The following is a 15,650-nucleotide window of genomic DNA, read 5'->3' as shown; positions in this document are numbered from 1 at the left end:
AAATAAGGTATTATAAAATTTGATATGTATAAAAGGAGATAAAAATGCGTAAAATATTATCATTATTGACAGCTTTAACAGTAACTGCAACAACAGCTGCAACAGTTATTGCTTGTTCTGGGGACGTTGGTCCATCTATACCAATGTTTATATACCCTGAAGACGTTAAACATAACCCAAGTGGAAATGGAGCTTTAAAAGTTCAAACATTAGATAGCGGAGATGACCAACATGAATTTAATTTTTTAAACCCGGTAGTTATTTCAAACGGTTTACAAGAAATCGTTTTAAATACACTATATGGAGTAAATTTAAAAGAACAAAGTAGTGGTGGGGGACACAATGAAGGTGTTTGAACAGACGAGCAAAAAAAAGCTGCATTAGAAGGTCAAAGAACTAACTTAGAAGCTTCAGAAGCTGCTGGAAAAGAATGAAACAACTTTTTTGATTCATATATTTCAAGTGCTGACTCATATTATAAACAAGTAGCATTTTTAACTGACAAAAATAGCGAAATTACTGATACTCCAAATGATGGAGAAACAAAAAATAATATTATAAGAAAAACTTTTAATTACGAAAGAATAGTTGACACAAATTATGTTAATGAAAAAGAAGAAGAAGTTGAAGGGGAAACAAAAACTGTTGTTCAAATGGATAAAGAGTCTTTATATACTTTTAACCCTGTACAAGAAATAGTGACATCTCTTAATGATAGTTATGGAGATGATACTGCAGAAACACCTGACGGAAAACCAGTATATTTTAATGGTCAAAAATATGAATCAGATGTTGCAACAGGTAAACAATCAATTCAATATGTATTAGCAGAATTGCCACCAATTACAATGACTTTAAGTTTTGATAACCCAGATAAAGATAGTTTTTATACTTTTGATGTAACTATTACAAACTTAGTTGCTCGTTTTATTTATTTAGCATATGTTAATCCTGAAAAAGCAAATAGTGAAGATGATGAAAAAACATTTGCTCACCAATGATTCTTTAACGGATACTGACATTATGATTTAGATCAATATGCTGATTATTATAAAGATAATGAAAATATGAAGTTTAACAATGGTGATGCAAACGATTGACAAATCCCAGGATTATCAAAAGATTTAAAATTAGCATTTGGTTGAAATGGTGCTGATCAATTTACAAGAATTGAAGATGAAACAGCAATTGCAAATGATAAAACTCCANGGAGCATTTTCTTTGAAGATAGCAAATACACAAACCGTGATTTAGCTTGAACAATTAATCCTGATTCAATTATTGAATACGCAAAATAAAATAATAAATGAAAATTGAAATAATTAACATCGGAACAACAAACACGCCTTATTACAAAGAGGCGTGTTTTGACTATAATAAAAAAATTTCTTATTTTGCTAATGTTAAAGAGACTATTATTAAAGAACAAAACTTTAGTGATATCAAAAAAACAATTAAATCAGAAAGTGATAAAATAATTGAAATTTTAAATCAAAGAAAAGATAGCTATAAAATCTTGTTAGATTTACAAGGTCAAGAATTAGACAGCATTAAATTAAGTTCTATAATAAACGAACAAAAAAACATTGGAAAAGCGAACATTGTTTTTATAATAGGTGGAAGTAACGGGGTTAATGATGATGTTCGTAAAATTTGTAATTTTAGATGATCGTTGAGTAAATTAACCTTACCTCACATGTTGGCCAAAACAGTTCTTTACGAACAAATTTTTAGAAGTTTTAAAATTATAAATAATCAAACTTATCACAAATAAAAAATATCGTTAAGAATTCTTTTTGTCTTTCTTAACGATATTTTTTTTGTAAAACTCTTTTTTTCTTTGCATAGCTGATGCTGATAAATTTGTTGATATTTTTTCTCTTAATAATTGTAAATATACTGGATCCTTTTTAGACGCTAATTTATTTAACTTAACTCTTTGTTCTACAGTTAAATCTTTTAGATAAAAAATGTCTCCCTTTGTTTTATAAGCATTTTTGGCTATTTGTTCATTTTTAGCTTTTGCTCTTTTTAAAAAAGAGCTCAAAGGATGATTATCATCAATATCTTTTTTTTGTTTTTTGACATTATTTTTTTTATTAGCCAATGATTTTAATTCGTGTTTTCTAGATGTTATTGTTTCAATTCTTTTCTTATAATAAGACCCAAGACCTTGTCTTATAACCTTAATTCGTTCTTTGGGTTCTAAATTTTTTAACATATCTTCATATTCTTTTGATGTCATTTATCCCCCTTATTTATTTCTTTATTATCTAATTTTAGAGTAAATATCATTTAAAACAACAAAAAAATTATTTAAAAATAATATTAAATATACTTGCATTATACCATCATAGTGTAATACAATAATAAAGCATGTATATTAACAATGTTAATGTAAATTATTTGACACACGGGAAAGTGTGTTAAAGGGAGGTTTTATGAAAAAGGGAACTAACATGAGAGTAAAAATTGTTGGACACGATCACAGAGTAGTTGATTTTGTAGTTAAGAAACTTTTATTAACAATAAAAGAATCTAACGGTAAATCATCTGGTCCGATTCCATTGCCAACTAAGAAGGAAATAACAACTGTTATTAAGCCTACACATAAATATAAAGATTCTCGTGAGCAATTCATAAAAAAAGACCACAGCCGTATTATTGAATTATATAGTCCGGATGCAAAAGTTATTGATTCGCTATCAAGAGTTCAATTACCAAGTGGTGTTCTTATTTCAATAAAATAAAACATTATTAATTATCTACAAACCGGCATTATTAAATACATGACAAAATTTTAAAGGAGAAAATCATGAAAGGAATCTTAGGAAGAAAAATTGGTATGACACAAGTCTTTACTGAAGAAGGAATGTTATTACCAGTTACAGCAATTGAAGTTTTGCCTAATGTTGTTTTAGAAAGCTTAACAGCCGAAAAAAATGGATATGTAGCGACAAAAATTGCGTCAGAAGATAAAAGAGTTAACCTTGTAAACAAAGCTGATCAAGGTCAATTCAAAAAAGCAAATACTAACCCTAAGCGCTTCATTAAAGAAATCAGAAACATGACTGGCTATAATGCCGGTGATGTTGTAAAAGCTGATTTGTTTAGCGCCGGAGAATTAGTAGATATTACTGGAACATCAAAAGGGAAAGGTTTTGCAGGTGTGGTTAAAAGACACAACTACTCAATCGGACCTATGGGGCATGGTTCTGGATTCCATAGACAAATTGGTTCTATGGGAGTTATTACCAATAATAGAATTGTTAAAGGTAAAAAAATGCCAGGTCAACACGGAGCTTTAAAAAGAACGGTTCAAAACTTAGAAATCGTTAGCATCGATGTTGAAAAAAATGTAATTTTAATAAGAGGATCAGTACCAGGTCCTAAAAAACAATTAGTTGTTATTAAGCAAGCGATTAAAAATCCTAAAGCTAAAACACCAGCTATACTTGTGAACTACAACAAAGCAACAGAAGAAAGCAATGCAAAATAAGGGGATAAGATATGAAATTTAAAGTACATGATATCACTGGTAATGCCGTTAAAGACATTACGTTAGATGACAATATTTGAAATATTAAACCTCACAATCAAGCAATGTTTGATACAGTTATTGCTCAACAAGCTGCTATGCGTCAAGGTACACACAAAGTAAAAAGCAAAGGTGACGTTTCTGGTGGGGGACGTAAACCATGAAGACAAAAAGGAACTGGTCGTGCGCGACATGGTTCAATTAGATCACCTCAATGAAGAGGTGGTGGAGTTGTTTTTGGTCCAAACACTGATAGAAATTATAAAAAACATGTTAACAAAAAAGTAAGACAATTAGCAATCAAATCAGTTTTATCTGATAAAGTGCTAACAAACGACTTAATCATTATTGATAAATTTGGATTTGAAGCGCCATCAACAAAAGATTTTATTAACGCTTTAACAAATTTAAAAATTAAAGATGAAAAAATCTTAGTAATTACAAACGAAGAAGACATAGTAACATACAAGTCTTCAAGAAACGTTGAACGTGTAAATATTATTGCGGGACGTGTAACAAACGCATATGATGTAATGAATGCTAACAAGTTATTAATTACAGAAGATGCTGTTAAAGCTTTAGAGGAGGTATATTCATAATGCATATAACTAATGTCTTAAGAAAACCAATCTTAACTGAAAAATCATATCGTGCTATGTCAAACAATGTATTTACTTTCGAAGTAGATCGTCGTGCTAATAGAACACACGTAAAAAAAAGCTTTTGAAACAATCTTTGAAGTTAAAGTAGCTAATGTTAATATCATTAACTCAAAACCAAAAGATAAAAAAGTGGGTAAATACTTAGGTAAAACATCTCATGTAAAAAAAGCAATTATTAAACTAAAAGAAGGTGAAACATTAGATCTTCTTGGAGAAAACAAAAAATAGAAAGATCCAGGAAATACTATCTGGATTTGGCAATAGGAGGGTTATATGCCAATTAAATCTTATAAGCCCACTACGAACGGTCGTCGTCATATGACGACACTTGACTATTCTGTTCTTTCAAAGGATAAGCCTGAGAAATCATTGCTTAAAATTAAAGTAAGAAAAGCTGGTCGTAACAATCGTGGTGTTATTACAACTCGCCATAAAGGTGGAGGGCACAAAGTAAAATATCGTATTATCGATTTCAAACGTAACAAACTTGATATTATTGGGGTTGTTGCTACATTAGAATACGATCCAAATAGAAACGCTTTCATTAACTTAATTAATTATGTTGATGGAGAAAAAAGATATATTTTATCTCCAAAAGGGATGAAAATCGGTCAACAAATTATTAGTAGCGAAAGCGCTGATATTAAAGTTGGAAATGCTATGAAGTTAAAAAATATTCCTGACGGAACAACAATTCATAACATTGAAATGCGTCCAAACAAAGGTGGACAAATTGCACGTAGTGCAGGGTCATCAGCTCAAATCTTAGGAAAAGATGATGATGAAAAATATGTAACAATTCGTTTAACTTCAGGAGAAGTTAGAAAAATATTAGCTGAATGTTTTGCAACAATTGGTGAAGTTGGTAATGAAGATTACGGACTTGTTAATTGAGGTAAAGCTGGTCGTAATCGCTGACGTGGAATTAGACCAACAGTTAGGGGTTCTGTTATGAACCCTAATGATCACCCACACGGAGGGGGAGAAGGTAAAGCTCCAATTGGACGTAAAGCTCCAGTTACTCCGTGAGGTAAAAAAACGCTTGGTGTTAAAACTAGAAACAAGAAAAAAGCTTCAAGTAAGCTTATCATTAGAAGGAGAACTAAGTAAATTTATTTACTTAGGTAGGAGGATTTATATATGTCACGTTCATTGAAAAAAGGGCCTTTCGTCGATAGCCATCTAATGAAAAAAGTAGAAAAATTAAACCAAGCAAGCAAAAAAGAAGTTATTAAAACTTGATCACGTCGTAGTACAATTTTCCCAGAATTTATTGGGCACACATTTGCAGTACATAATGGTAAAGAACATATACCAGTTTACGTAACAGAAGATATGGTTGGATACAAACTTGGAGAGTTTTCACCAACTAGAACTTTTGGTGGACATGGTAAAGATAAAGATAAGAAGAAAAAGTAGGAGTTTAATATGGAAGTTAAAGCACATTTAAAAACAATTAGAATTTCTGCAAGAAAAGTACGTCTTGTCTTAGACATGGTTCGCGATAAAAAAGCAGGAGAAGCTGTAATTATGTTAGATAACATTAACAAAAGAGCAGCATTACCTGTAAAAAAATTGGTAAGCTCAGCTATTGCAAATGCTGTTAACAACAACGGTTTGGATGCAGATACTTTATACATTAAAGAAATCTTCGCATCAGAAGGACCAACATTAAAAAGATTTAGACCAAGAGCACACGGTCGTGCATATGAAATTTTAAAAAGAACAAGTCACATTACAGTTACTGTAAGTGATGAAGTAAGAAAGGGAAGGTAACGATATGGGTCAAAAAGTAAGTCCTAATGGTTTTAGAGTCGGGATTGTTAAAAACTGAGAATCTCGTTGATATGCTGATAAACAAGACTATGCAAAATGATTACATCAAGATATTGTTATTCGTAAACACTTATTTACAAAGCTAAAAAGTGCTTCAATATCTAGAATTGAAATCGAAAGAACAAAAAGTGAAATTGTTATCTTCATTAAAACAGCACGTGTTGGTGTGGTTCTAGGTCAAGAAGGAAAAAACATTCCTGTTATTATAAAAGATATTAAAAAAGCGATTAAAGATCGTAAAATTGAAATTAAAATCAATGTTGTTGAAATTCGCAACGCTGATGTTGATGCACAATTAGTTGCAAACAGCATCGCAGAACAAATTGTGAATAGAGCTTCATTTAGAACAGTGCAAAAAATTGCAATTAAAAAAGCTTTAAAAGCAGGAGCAAAAGGAATCAAAACTCGCGTATCAGGGAGACTTGGTGGAGTTGAAATGGCTAGAAAAGAAGGTTACTCAGAAGGTAATGTTCCATTAGCTACTTTAAGAAGTGATATTGATTACGCTACTGCAAATGCACACACAACTTATGGAATCATCGGTGTTAAAGTGTGAATTTACAAAGGTGAAGTTTTACCAGGACAAAGTCCTTTAGATATAAGCTATGTAAAGAAAAACCAAAATAACAACAATGATCGTAAAGATTTTAGAAACAAAAATTATAAACCAAGAGATTTTAAAAACAATGATCGTAAACCAAGAGAGTTTAGCCCAAGAGGAGGGAAGTAAGAATGTTAATACCAAAAAGAACAAAATACCGCCGTCCTCACCGTGTTAAATACGAAGGAAAAGCTAAAGGTAACACAAGTGTTGACTTTGGTGAATTTGGTTTAAAATCTCTAGACGGAGCTTGAATTACAAACCGTCAAATCGAAGCGGCTCGTATTGCGATGACTCGTTATATGAAACGTTGAGGGAAAGTTTGAATTAGAATATTCCCTCACATGGCGCTAACAAAAAAACCACTAGAAGTACGTATGGGGTCTGGTAAAGGATCTCCAGAATCATGAGTAGCTGTTGTAAAAGAAGGAACAGTTATGTTTGAAATCGCTGGAGTATCAGAGGAAATTGCACGTGAAGCTTTAAGGTTAGCAATGCATAAATTGCCAGTTAGATGCAAAATTGTTAAAAGAGGTGATGAATAATGTTAATTTCAGAAATAATTAAAAAGACAACACCAGAATTAAAACAAATCGAAGAAGAATCTCGTGCTGAGTTAATGGCTTTACGTTTCCAATCATCAATGGGAAACGTAGAAAAATCAGATAGAATTAAAGTTCTAAGAAAAGACATTGCACGTATTCTAACTGTTTTAAATAGTCGTAAATCAAAAGGTGAAAACACAAACGTTAAAGTTAAAGTTGACTTTAACAAAACATATGAAGCTGTGGAAAAAGAATCACAAAAATTTGCTAAAAAACGCCGTGCCGAAGTTGAAAAAATGATGGCAGAACAAAACGGTGGAGCAAACAATACTGATCTTCCAAACTTTGATGAAATCACTGTTAACAAAGATTTAACAGTTGATGAAGTTGTAGATGTTAAAACAACTACAACTACTAAAAAACCAGCTGCTGCTAAAACAACAGCTGCTAAAAAAACTGCAACAACTAAAACAACAGCTGCTAAACCAGCTGCTGCTAAAAAAACTGCAACAACTAAAACAACAGCTGCTAAACCAGCTGCTGCTAAAAAAACTGCAACAAATAAAACAACAGCTGCTAAACCAGCTGCTGCTAAAAAAGAAGTTGAAGCAAAACCAGCTGCTGCTAAAACAACAGCTGCTAAAAAAGCTACAACAACTAAAACAACAGCTGCTAAACCAGCTGCTGCTAAAAAAGAAGTTGAAGCAAAACCAGCTGCTGCTAAAACAACAGCTGCTAAAAAAGCTACAACAACTAAAACAACAGCTGCTAAACCAGCTGCTGCTAAAAAAGAAGTAGTTAAAAAACCAGTTGCTGCTAAAACAGCTACAACAGGTAAAACTATTGGTGGAGTGGTTGCAAAACCTAAAACACCAAAAGCTATTAAAGAAGAAACAGCAATTGATCGTCTAAATAGCTTAAAAAAGACAATTAAACCCGTAGGTAAAACACCTTCAAATATTGAAGATATTAACATCGAAGGAAAAGAAAAACCCAAAGATGCTACAACATATACTTACGGTACAAACTGAGAAGAAAATAGAGATAAAATCGAAAAAGCTACAATCAAAAAAACATCTAAAATAAACAAGGAAGGTAAATAATAATGGAACGTAATAGTCGTAAAGTATTACAAGGTAAAGTTGTTACTGATGCTGCTGATAAAACAATTTCAGTATTAGTTGAAACATACAAAAACCACCCCCTATACAAGAAACGTGTTAAGTATTCTAAAAGATATTTAGTTCACGATGAAAGTAACCAAGCTAAAAAAGGAGATAAAGTTCAAATCATGGAAACTAGACCTTTATCTAAAAACAAAAACTTCCGCTTAATTAAAGTGGTAGAAAAAGCGATTGCTTAAGGTAAATTATGATACAACAAGAAACTAGATTAAAAGTTGCTGATAATACCGGAGCAAAAGAAGTATTGGTTATTAAAAACTTAGGTGGGTCATGAAGAAAATTTACTAACATTGGTGATGTAGTTGTTTGTACAGTTAAAAAAGCAACTCCTGGTGGAACTGTCAAAAAAGGACAAGTTGTTAAAGGGGTTATTGTTAGAACTGTTAAAGGGGTTAACCGCCCAGATGGTAGTTATATTAAATTCTCAGAAAATGCAGTAGTAATTATTAAAGATGATAAAAACCCAAGAGGAACACGTATATTTGGGCCAATCGCAAGAGAAGTTAAAGAACGCGGATATNGCAAAAATCGCTTCTTTAGCTCCAGAAGTGTTATAGGAGGAATTATGGCAGGATTTAAACTAAAAAAAGGTGATGTTGTTAAAGTAATTTCTGGTAAACACAAAGGATTAGAAGGACCAATCAACAAAATTATTAAAGAAAAAAACCGTGTTCAAATCGAAGGGATTAATGCATTAAAGCATGTTAAACCTTCACAGGATAATACAGAAGGAGGAATTCAAGAAATTCCTTCATCAATCCACATTTCTAATGTGGCATTGATCGATCCTAAAAACAAAAAACAAGTAACAAAAATTGGATACAAAATAACTGAAAATGGTAAAAAAGTAAGAATCGCTAAAAAATCAAAAGCGCAAATAACTTAAGGAGAAATATGAATCGTTTAGAGAAAAAATATAAAGATACAATCGTTTCAGAACTTCAAAAAGAGTNTTTCTTACACATCAGTTATGCAAGTACCAAAAATAGAAAAAATTATGATTAACATCGGAGCTGGAGATGCTGTTCATAACAACAAAGTAATCGATGATATTACAAGTGAATTATCATTAATTACTGGACAAAGACCAGTTGTAACAAAAGCAAGAAGTTCAATTGCTTCTTTCAAATTACGTGAAGGAATGCCTATTGGAGCTAAAGTAACATTGCGCGGTAAAAAAATGTTTGAATTTTTAGATAAATTAATTAATATCTCTTTACCACGTGTTAGAGATTTCAGAGGGGTAAGTACAAAATCATTTGATGGTCATGGTAATTACTCATTAGGAATCAAAGAACAAATTATCTTTCCAGAAATTGATTATGATAAAATCAAAAAAATTCGTGGAATGGATGTAACAATCGTAACAACAGCAAGCACTAATGAAGAAGCAATGGCCNCTATTGAAAAAAATAGGAATGCCATTCAAGAAATAGGGAGAGTTATGGCAAAAAGATCATTAAAAATAAAACAACAACGTCATCCCAAATTTAGCACACGCTCATATACACGTTGTGGACGTTGTGGACGTCCGCACTCAGTTTTAAGAAAATATAATTTATGCAGAATATGCTTTAGAGAATTAGCACACATGGGACAAATCCCTGGTGTTAAAAAAGCGTCATGATAGGAAAGAGGTACTAATATANTGATGATAGATATAATAGCAGATATGCTAACTAGAATTAGAAATGCTAATCAAAGAATACATAAATCAGTATCAATGCCTTCAAGTAATTTGAAAGTCGAAATAGCTAAAATCTTAAAAGAAGAAGGTTATATTGAAGAATTCAAAATTGAAGAAAATGACAAGAAAAAAGAATTAAGCATAAATTTAAAATATAAAAACAAAGAAAGAGCAATTTCTGGTTTAAAAAGAATTTCTAAACCAGGACTACGTGTATACGCTTCTTGTGATAAACTTCCAAAGGTTTTAAACGGAATGGGGATAGCAATTATTTCAACAAACAAAGGTATAATGACAGATAAGAAAGCTCGTAAAGACAACTTAGGTGGAGAAGTTGTCGCATACGTGTGATAGTTCAAAGAGGTAAATATGTCTAGAATTGGAAATCGTGAATTAATAATTCCTGCAGGAGTAACTGCAAATGTTGAAAATAATAAAATTATCACTATTAAAGGACCTAAGGGTGAGTTAAGTCAATCATTACCATCAGTAATTAGTGTAACTGTTGAAGAAAACAATATTAAAACAATTAGAAAAAACGAAATTAAACATACAAAACAATTACATGGAACAATCAATTCTTTAATTAAAGGAATGATCGAAGGTGTAACTAACGGATATAAAAAAGAATTAGAAATTATCGGAGTTGGGTACCGTGCAGCAATGCAAGGAACTAACTTATCATTAAATGTTGGATATTCACATCCAGTATTATTTACACCACCGCAAGGTGTTGTAATAACAGTACCAAAAACAACAAGCGTTGTTGTGGAAGGAATTTCAAAACAACTTGTTGGGCAGGTCGCAGCAGATATTAGAAGTTATCGTAAACCAGAACCTTACAAAGGTAAAGGGATCAGATATGCTGGAGAACGTGTTATTAGAAAAGAAGGGAAATCAGCTGGTAAATAGAGGTAAACAAATATGAAACAATCTCGTAATTATATTAGAAAAATTAGACACGCTCGTGTTAGAAATAAAATCAGCGGAACAGCTGAGCGCCCAAGATTATGTGTTTTTAAATCAAATGGTAACTTTTACGCACAAATCATTAACGATGTAGAAGGTGTTACATTATTAGCATCATCAACATTGAAAATGACTGATTTAAAATCAACTGGTAATGTTGAAGCTGCTGCTAAAGTTGGTGAAGACATAGCTAAAAAAGCTATTAGTAAAAAAATTAAAAATGTAGTATTCGATCGTGGTGGATATTTATATCACGGTAAAGTGAAAGCTTTTGCAGATTCAGCGCGAAAAGCTGGATTAGAATTTTAAGGGAGGTTAGCAAATGTCAGAAATTATAAAGAATGAACAACAAACGCCATCAGTTAAAACTGATAGTGAAAATAAAACAAATTTTGCTAACAAAAATAATTCTGCAAAATTTTCTAATAAAAACTTTAAAGATAGAGGGAAATTTAAAAAAGAAATCTCTCCTTATGAAGAAAAAGTTGTAACAATTAACCGTGTTACAAAAGTAACAAAAGGTGGACGTCACTTTAGATTTGCAGCTGTTGTTGTAATCGGTGATCGTAAAGGAAAAGTTGGATTTGGAACAGGTAAAGCAAACGAAGTACCTGATGCAATCAAAAAAGCAATTAAGGAAGCAAGAAAAGAACTTGTGACTGTACCAATAATTGGAACAACTATTCCTCATCAAGTTGAAGTTAAATACGGTGGATCACGTGTATTAATTAAACCTGCTAAAAAAGGGACAGGAGTTATTGCTGGGGGGCCAGCACGTATTGTTCTTGAATTATCAGGAGTACATGATGTATACGCTAAATCAATTGGTTCAAGCACACCAATCAACATGATTCGTTCAACAATCAATGGTTTAAAATCATTAAGATTACCAGAACAAGTTGCTAAATTAAGAGATGTAAGTATTGAAGAGGTGAGTGGATAATGAAATTACATGAATTAAAATCAACTGAAAATTCACGCCACACAAGAAAACGTGTCGGAAGAGGAACTGGTTCAGGGCATGGTAAAACATCTGGACGTGGTCAAAAAGGACAAAACGCTCGTGGAACTGGGGTAAGACCTGGATTCGAGGGGGGACAAACTCCTTTATTTAGAAGAATTCCAAAATTTGGATTCACAAATATTTATAAAAAAACATTATACAATATTTAACTTAGATGATTTAGAAAGATTAAATCTTACAACAGTTGATCATAAAACTCTTGTAGAAAAAAAATTAATAAAATCAGAAAAAACATTAGTTAAAATTCTTGGAAATGGTAAAATTACTAAGAAAGTTAATGTAAAAGTTAATAAAATATCAAACTCAGCTCAAGAAGCTATTACTAAAGCCGGAGGAAAAGTAGAGGTACTATAATAATGGCAAAAAAAACTGCTAAAATTAAAAATAAATCTACTACGAAAAAAAATACTTTTGATAAAAGTAATTTTTTTGTTAAAAACAAGGATTTAGTTAAAAGAGTATTAATTACTTTATTTATTTTAGTATTAATTCGCCTAGGAACTTATATTACTGTTCCTGGCGTTCAATTAAATGAAGGGTTTCAAAGCTTAGTTGAACAAGACCAATTTTTTGGGCTTATTTCTATGCTTGGTGGCGGAACTCTTGGAAGTTTTTCCATTTTAGCACTAGGTGTTTCTCCCTATATTACAGCGTCAATTATTGTACAGTTATTGTCAACAGAAGTTGTACCGCCATTAGCTCGTTGAGCTAAAGGTGGAGAAAGAGGGAAGAAAAAGTTAGATCGTCTAACTAAGTACCTAACAATTCCTTTTGCAGTTATGCAAGGAATTGCCATTATTTTTACAATGATAAATGAAGGGGTAATTTCAGCTAAATGAGATTCAACTGAATTTGGAGTTGGAGCACCAATCTTTTACTACTTATTAATTCCAACTATTTTAATTGCCGGAACAATGTTAATGTTGTGGGTCGCTGACCAAATGACAATTAAAGGAATTGGGAATGGGGTATCATTAATTATATTTGCTGGTATTGTTTCACAATTGCCTAACAATTTAGATACAACATTTAAATTTTGAGTTTCAGGACAAGAAGATATGAACTTCTTGTTTGATGGAATATTGCGTTTTGCAGTTTACTTTATTATGTTTATTTTAGTTATATTATTCGTAGTATTGTTAAATGAATCTGAACGTAAAGTGCCAATTCAACAAACCGGAAGTGGGCTTGCTAACGCGAGTGACACGACCGGCCCATATTTGCCGCTCAAAATAAACTCCGCTGGTGTAATCCCGGTTATTTTTGCCACAGCATTAATTTCAGCACCAGTAACTATCGCACAGATTATTGAAGTTGACAATCCACTTAATGGTTTTGTTCAATTTAGTAACAATTATTTGTCATTTAGTACGTGATGGGGAATATCAATATATGCAATTTTAACAATCATTTTTACTTTCATGTATTCACAAGTACAAATGAATCCAGAAAAAATTGCAGATAATTTCCAGAAATCTGGAACATTCATTCCGGGAGTAAACCCGGGTAAAAAAACAGAAAAATATTTAAAAGGGGTTATTAACCGATTAAGTATTTTAGGTTCAATATTCTTAGCAGGAATTGCGGTATTACCTTATGTCATTTCAAAATTAACTAGTTTACCAAGTGCGTTAGCAATTGGGGGAACAGGATTAATTATTATGGTGTCTGTAGCATTGGAAACAGTGCGACAAGTACAAGGGCGTATAACGCAACAAGAATTTATTAACCAAAAACGAAAATCTGGCAGCACAGATTCATATTTGTGATAGGAGAAATGTTTTGAAAAATATTATTTTATTAGGACCTCCGGGCGCTGGAAAAGGAACACAATCAGCAAATATTTTAGAGAATTTTAATTATATTCACTTATCAACTGGTGATTTAATTCGTACAAATATTGTAAACAAAACCCATCTGGGAAAAATATGCCAAGCTTACTCTGAAAAAGGACAGCTGGTACCAGATGATATTATGATTGAAATTGTTAAAGACTATCTTTCAAAGGTTTCTAACAATGTTGTTTGGGATGGTTTTCCAAGAACTGTTATTCAAGCAAAAAAATTGGATGATTTATTAGCAAATTTATCAACTCAAATAGATCTAGTAATTAATTTAGATATTGATAAAGATTTATTAAAGCAAAGAATTATTGGAAGAAGAGTGTGTTTAACATGCGGAACTTCTTATCATGTAAACTTTGCTAAACCAAAAGTTGATAATGTTTGTGATAAAGATCAAACAACACTAACTCATCGTAAAGATGATACAGAAGAAAAATTTGAAGTTAGATATCAAGAATTTATAAAAGGAACAAAACCTTTAGTTGATTATTATTCACTTCAAAACAAATTAATAAATATTGATGCAAATAAAGAATTTCATTTAATTTGAAATGAAATGAAAAGTTTGATTGAAAATATTTAATTAGGAGGAATTTAAATTTGGCGAAATCAGATTTAATTGAAGTAAAAGGAACGGTGATAGAAGTTTTACCAAACACTAAGTTTGTTGTAGAGCTTGAAAACAAAGCAGTTATACACGCACACGTCTCTGGTAAAATCCGTATGCACTACATCCGCATTTTACCGGGCGATAAAGTAACTGTCGAAATATCACCTTACGATTTAGAACGTGGGCGTATTATATTTAGACATAAATAAAGGAGAATATTATGAAAGTAAGATCATCTGTTAAAAAGATTTGTGATAAATGTCAAATTATCAAAAGAAAAAACCGTGTTATGGCAATTTGTATAACACCAAAACATAAACAAAGACAAGGATAATTGAGAGGAGCATATAGAATATGGCACGTATTGGTGGAGTAGATATTCCAAATGATAAAAGAGTTGTTATTTCATTAACATATGTTTATGGAATCGGTAAGTCTTTATCACAAGATATATTAGCAAAATTAAAAATTTCAGAAGATATTAGAGTAAAAGATTTATCTGAAGAACAATTAACAAAAATTAGAAATGAAGTTTCAAAACAAAAAACTGAAGGTGATTTACGCCGTGAAGTTAGTTTAAACATCAAATTATTAATGGAAATTGGAAGTTACCGCGGTATGAGACATCGTCGTAGTTTACCAGTTAGAGGGCAATCATCAAAACAAAATGCACGTACTCAAAAAGGGCCACGTGGAACANAAAGCTATTGCCAATAAGAACAAAAGATAGAATAGGAGTGTAATTTCAAAATGGCAACAAGAAAAGTTACAAAGAAAAAAGTCAAAAAAAATATTAACAAAGGTATTGCACACATTCATTCTACTTTTAATAATACAATTGTTACAATTAGTGATTTAAACGGAAATGTTATTTCATGATCATCAGCTGGAGCAGTTGGTTTTAAAGGTGGAAAAAAATCAACACCTTATGCAGCGCAAATGGTAGCAGAAGCTGCTGCTAAATCAGGGCAAGAAAACGGAATGGTAAGTATTGCTGTTGAAGTAAAAGGTCCAGGACCTGGACGTGATGCTGCAGTTCGTAGTTTACAAGCTGCAGGGTTGGAAATTACATCAATTAAAGATGTAACACCAATTCCACACAACGGTGCAAGACCACCTAAAAAACCAAGAAAATAGGAGTATGCGACAN

25 protein-coding genes and 4 pseudogenes are annotated in these 15,650 nt (G+C 31.8%); 28 read left to right on the top strand and 1 reads right to left on the bottom strand.

Features of this window, described 5'->3' with window-relative positions; translation table 4 throughout:
• Positions 1–44 precede the first annotated feature (44 nt).
• The gene (locus tag NPX79_RS01490; protein ID WP_381415361.1) at positions 45–1,298 is read left to right on the top strand and encodes a lipoprotein; all 1,254 of its coding nucleotides are present in this window, start codon (positions 45–47) and stop codon (positions 1,296–1,298) included.
• Between the two features lie 8 nt (positions 1,299–1,306).
• Positions 1,307–1,774: a 23S rRNA (pseudouridine(1915)-N(3))-methyltransferase RlmH gene (locus tag NPX79_RS01485; protein WP_381415360.1), complete on the top strand. Its 468-nt coding sequence runs from the start codon at positions 1,307–1,309 to the stop codon at positions 1,772–1,774.
• A 9-nt stretch (positions 1,775–1,783) separates the two neighbouring features.
• On the opposite strand, the gene NPX79_RS01480 is transcribed toward NPX79_RS01485, so the two are convergent.
• Complete coding sequence (locus NPX79_RS01480; RefSeq protein ID WP_381415359.1) at positions 1,784–2,245, bottom strand: hypothetical protein; 462 nt, start codon at positions 2,243–2,245, stop codon at positions 1,784–1,786.
• 196 nt (positions 2,246–2,441) lie between these two features.
• On the opposite strand from NPX79_RS01480, the gene rpsJ reads away from it, so the two are divergent.
• From rpsJ to rpsK, 26 genes and pseudogenes are all read left to right on the top strand, one after another.
• Positions 2,442–2,750, top strand: a complete 309-nt coding sequence (gene rpsJ, locus NPX79_RS01475; protein WP_381415358.1) for a 30S ribosomal protein S10 — start codon at positions 2,442–2,444, stop codon at positions 2,748–2,750.
• Positions 2,751–2,815: 65 nt separating this feature from the next.
• The gene (rplC, locus tag NPX79_RS01470; protein WP_381415357.1) at positions 2,816–3,499 is read left to right on the top strand and encodes a 50S ribosomal protein L3; all 684 of its coding nucleotides are present in this window, start codon (positions 2,816–2,818) and stop codon (positions 3,497–3,499) included.
• A gap of 11 nt (positions 3,500–3,510) precedes the next feature.
• Positions 3,511–4,137, top strand: a complete 627-nt coding sequence (gene rplD / locus NPX79_RS01465) for a 50S ribosomal protein L4 (protein WP_381415356.1) — start codon at positions 3,511–3,513, stop codon at positions 4,135–4,137.
• A pseudogene (gene rplW, locus NPX79_RS01460) lies at positions 4,137–4,428 on the top strand (50S ribosomal protein L23). Before rplD ends, rplW begins: the two are co-directional and overlap by 1 nt.
• Before the next feature lie 45 nt (positions 4,429–4,473).
• Complete coding sequence (gene rplB, locus NPX79_RS01455) at positions 4,474–5,310, top strand: 50S ribosomal protein L2 (RefSeq protein WP_381415355.1); 837 nt, start codon at positions 4,474–4,476, stop codon at positions 5,308–5,310.
• Positions 5,311–5,340: 30 nt separating this feature from the next.
• Entirely contained in the window at positions 5,341–5,619 is a 279-nt protein-coding gene (rpsS, locus tag NPX79_RS01450; protein ID WP_381415354.1) for a 30S ribosomal protein S19, read from the top strand.
• 9 nt (positions 5,620–5,628) lie between these two features.
• Positions 5,629–5,976 (top strand): 50S ribosomal protein L22, encoded by a 348-nt coding sequence (gene rplV, locus NPX79_RS01445; RefSeq protein WP_381415353.1) that lies wholly within the window; start codon positions 5,629–5,631, stop codon positions 5,974–5,976.
• Positions 5,977–5,980: 4 nt separating this feature from the next.
• Positions 5,981–6,766, top strand: coding sequence for a 30S ribosomal protein S3 (rpsC, locus tag NPX79_RS01440; protein ID WP_381415352.1), 786 nt, complete (start codon positions 5,981–5,983; stop codon positions 6,764–6,766).
• 2 nt (positions 6,767–6,768) lie between these two features.
• Positions 6,769–7,182 carry a 50S ribosomal protein L16 gene (rplP, locus tag NPX79_RS01435; protein WP_381415351.1) on the top strand — a complete coding sequence of 138 codons (414 nt, stop codon included), beginning with the start codon at positions 6,769–6,771 and terminating at the stop codon, positions 7,180–7,182.
• Positions 7,182–8,285, top strand: coding sequence for a 50S ribosomal protein L29 (rpmC, locus tag NPX79_RS01430; protein WP_381415350.1), 1,104 nt, complete (start codon positions 7,182–7,184; stop codon positions 8,283–8,285). Before rplP ends, rpmC begins: the two co-directional genes overlap by 1 nt.
• Positions 8,285–8,545, top strand: a complete 261-nt coding sequence (gene rpsQ / locus NPX79_RS01425; protein WP_381415472.1) for a 30S ribosomal protein S17 — start codon at positions 8,285–8,287, stop codon at positions 8,543–8,545. The genes rpmC and rpsQ overlap by 1 nt, the downstream gene beginning before the upstream one ends.
• An 8-nt stretch (positions 8,546–8,553) precedes the next feature.
• A pseudogene (gene rplN / locus NPX79_RS01420) lies at positions 8,554–8,923 on the top strand (50S ribosomal protein L14).
• Positions 8,924–8,931: 8 nt separating this feature from the next.
• The gene (rplX, locus tag NPX79_RS01415) at positions 8,932–9,252 is read left to right on the top strand and encodes a 50S ribosomal protein L24 (RefSeq protein ID WP_381415349.1); all 321 of its coding nucleotides are present in this window, start codon (positions 8,932–8,934) and stop codon (positions 9,250–9,252) included.
• An 8-nt stretch (positions 9,253–9,260) separates the two neighbouring features.
• Positions 9,261–9,802, top strand: a pseudogene (rplE, locus tag NPX79_RS01410) (50S ribosomal protein L5).
• A gap of 8 nt (positions 9,803–9,810) precedes the next feature.
• Positions 9,811–9,996 carry a type Z 30S ribosomal protein S14 gene (locus NPX79_RS01405; RefSeq protein ID WP_381415348.1) on the top strand — a complete coding sequence of 62 codons (186 nt, stop codon included), beginning with the start codon at positions 9,811–9,813 and terminating at the stop codon, positions 9,994–9,996.
• A gap of 18 nt (positions 9,997–10,014) precedes the next feature.
• Positions 10,015–10,407, top strand: a complete 393-nt coding sequence (rpsH, locus tag NPX79_RS01400; protein WP_381415471.1) for a 30S ribosomal protein S8 — start codon at positions 10,015–10,017, stop codon at positions 10,405–10,407.
• A 15-nt stretch (positions 10,408–10,422) separates the two neighbouring features.
• Positions 10,423–10,965 carry a 50S ribosomal protein L6 gene (rplF, locus tag NPX79_RS01395; protein ID WP_381415347.1) on the top strand — a complete coding sequence of 181 codons (543 nt, stop codon included), beginning with the start codon at positions 10,423–10,425 and terminating at the stop codon, positions 10,963–10,965.
• A gap of 12 nt (positions 10,966–10,977) precedes the next feature.
• Entirely contained in the window at positions 10,978–11,331 is a 354-nt protein-coding gene (gene rplR / locus NPX79_RS01390) for a 50S ribosomal protein L18 (protein WP_381415346.1), read from the top strand.
• Between the two features lie 13 nt (positions 11,332–11,344).
• Positions 11,345–11,965, top strand: coding sequence for a 30S ribosomal protein S5 (gene rpsE, locus NPX79_RS01385; RefSeq protein WP_381415345.1), 621 nt, complete (start codon positions 11,345–11,347; stop codon positions 11,963–11,965).
• Positions 11,965–12,400, top strand: a pseudogene (gene rplO, locus NPX79_RS01380) (50S ribosomal protein L15). Before rpsE ends, rplO begins: the two are co-directional and overlap by 1 nt.
• Positions 12,397–13,818, top strand: coding sequence for a preprotein translocase subunit SecY (gene secY, locus NPX79_RS01375; protein ID WP_381415470.1), 1,422 nt, complete (start codon positions 12,397–12,399; stop codon positions 13,816–13,818). Before rplO ends, secY begins: the two are co-directional and overlap by 4 nt.
• A 10-nt stretch (positions 13,819–13,828) precedes the next feature.
• Complete coding sequence (locus NPX79_RS01370) at positions 13,829–14,473, top strand: adenylate kinase (RefSeq protein WP_381415344.1); 645 nt, start codon at positions 13,829–13,831, stop codon at positions 14,471–14,473.
• Between the two features lie 17 nt (positions 14,474–14,490).
• Positions 14,491–14,709 (top strand): translation initiation factor IF-1, encoded by a 219-nt coding sequence (infA, locus tag NPX79_RS01365; protein WP_381415343.1) that lies wholly within the window; start codon positions 14,491–14,493, stop codon positions 14,707–14,709.
• 11 nt (positions 14,710–14,720) lie between these two features.
• On the top strand, positions 14,721–14,834 hold the full coding sequence (gene rpmJ / locus NPX79_RS01360) for a 50S ribosomal protein L36 (protein ID WP_381415342.1): 114 nt from the start codon (positions 14,721–14,723) through the stop codon (positions 14,832–14,834).
• Between the two features lie 20 nt (positions 14,835–14,854).
• Positions 14,855–15,217 (top strand): 30S ribosomal protein S13, encoded by a 363-nt coding sequence (rpsM, locus tag NPX79_RS01355; protein ID WP_381415341.1) that lies wholly within the window; start codon positions 14,855–14,857, stop codon positions 15,215–15,217.
• Positions 15,218–15,250: 33 nt separating this feature from the next.
• On the top strand, positions 15,251–15,637 hold the full coding sequence (gene rpsK, locus NPX79_RS01350) for a 30S ribosomal protein S11 (protein ID WP_381415340.1): 387 nt from the start codon (positions 15,251–15,253) through the stop codon (positions 15,635–15,637).
• Positions 15,638–15,650 lie beyond the last annotated feature (13 nt).

The organism is Spiroplasma endosymbiont of Anurida maritima (assembly GCF_042465095.1).
Lineage (GTDB): Bacteria > Bacillota_I > Bacilli_A > Mycoplasmatales > Mycoplasmataceae.
Note: the sequence above shows the minus strand (reverse complement) of the source record. Positions and strands in the feature narration are given on the sequence as shown.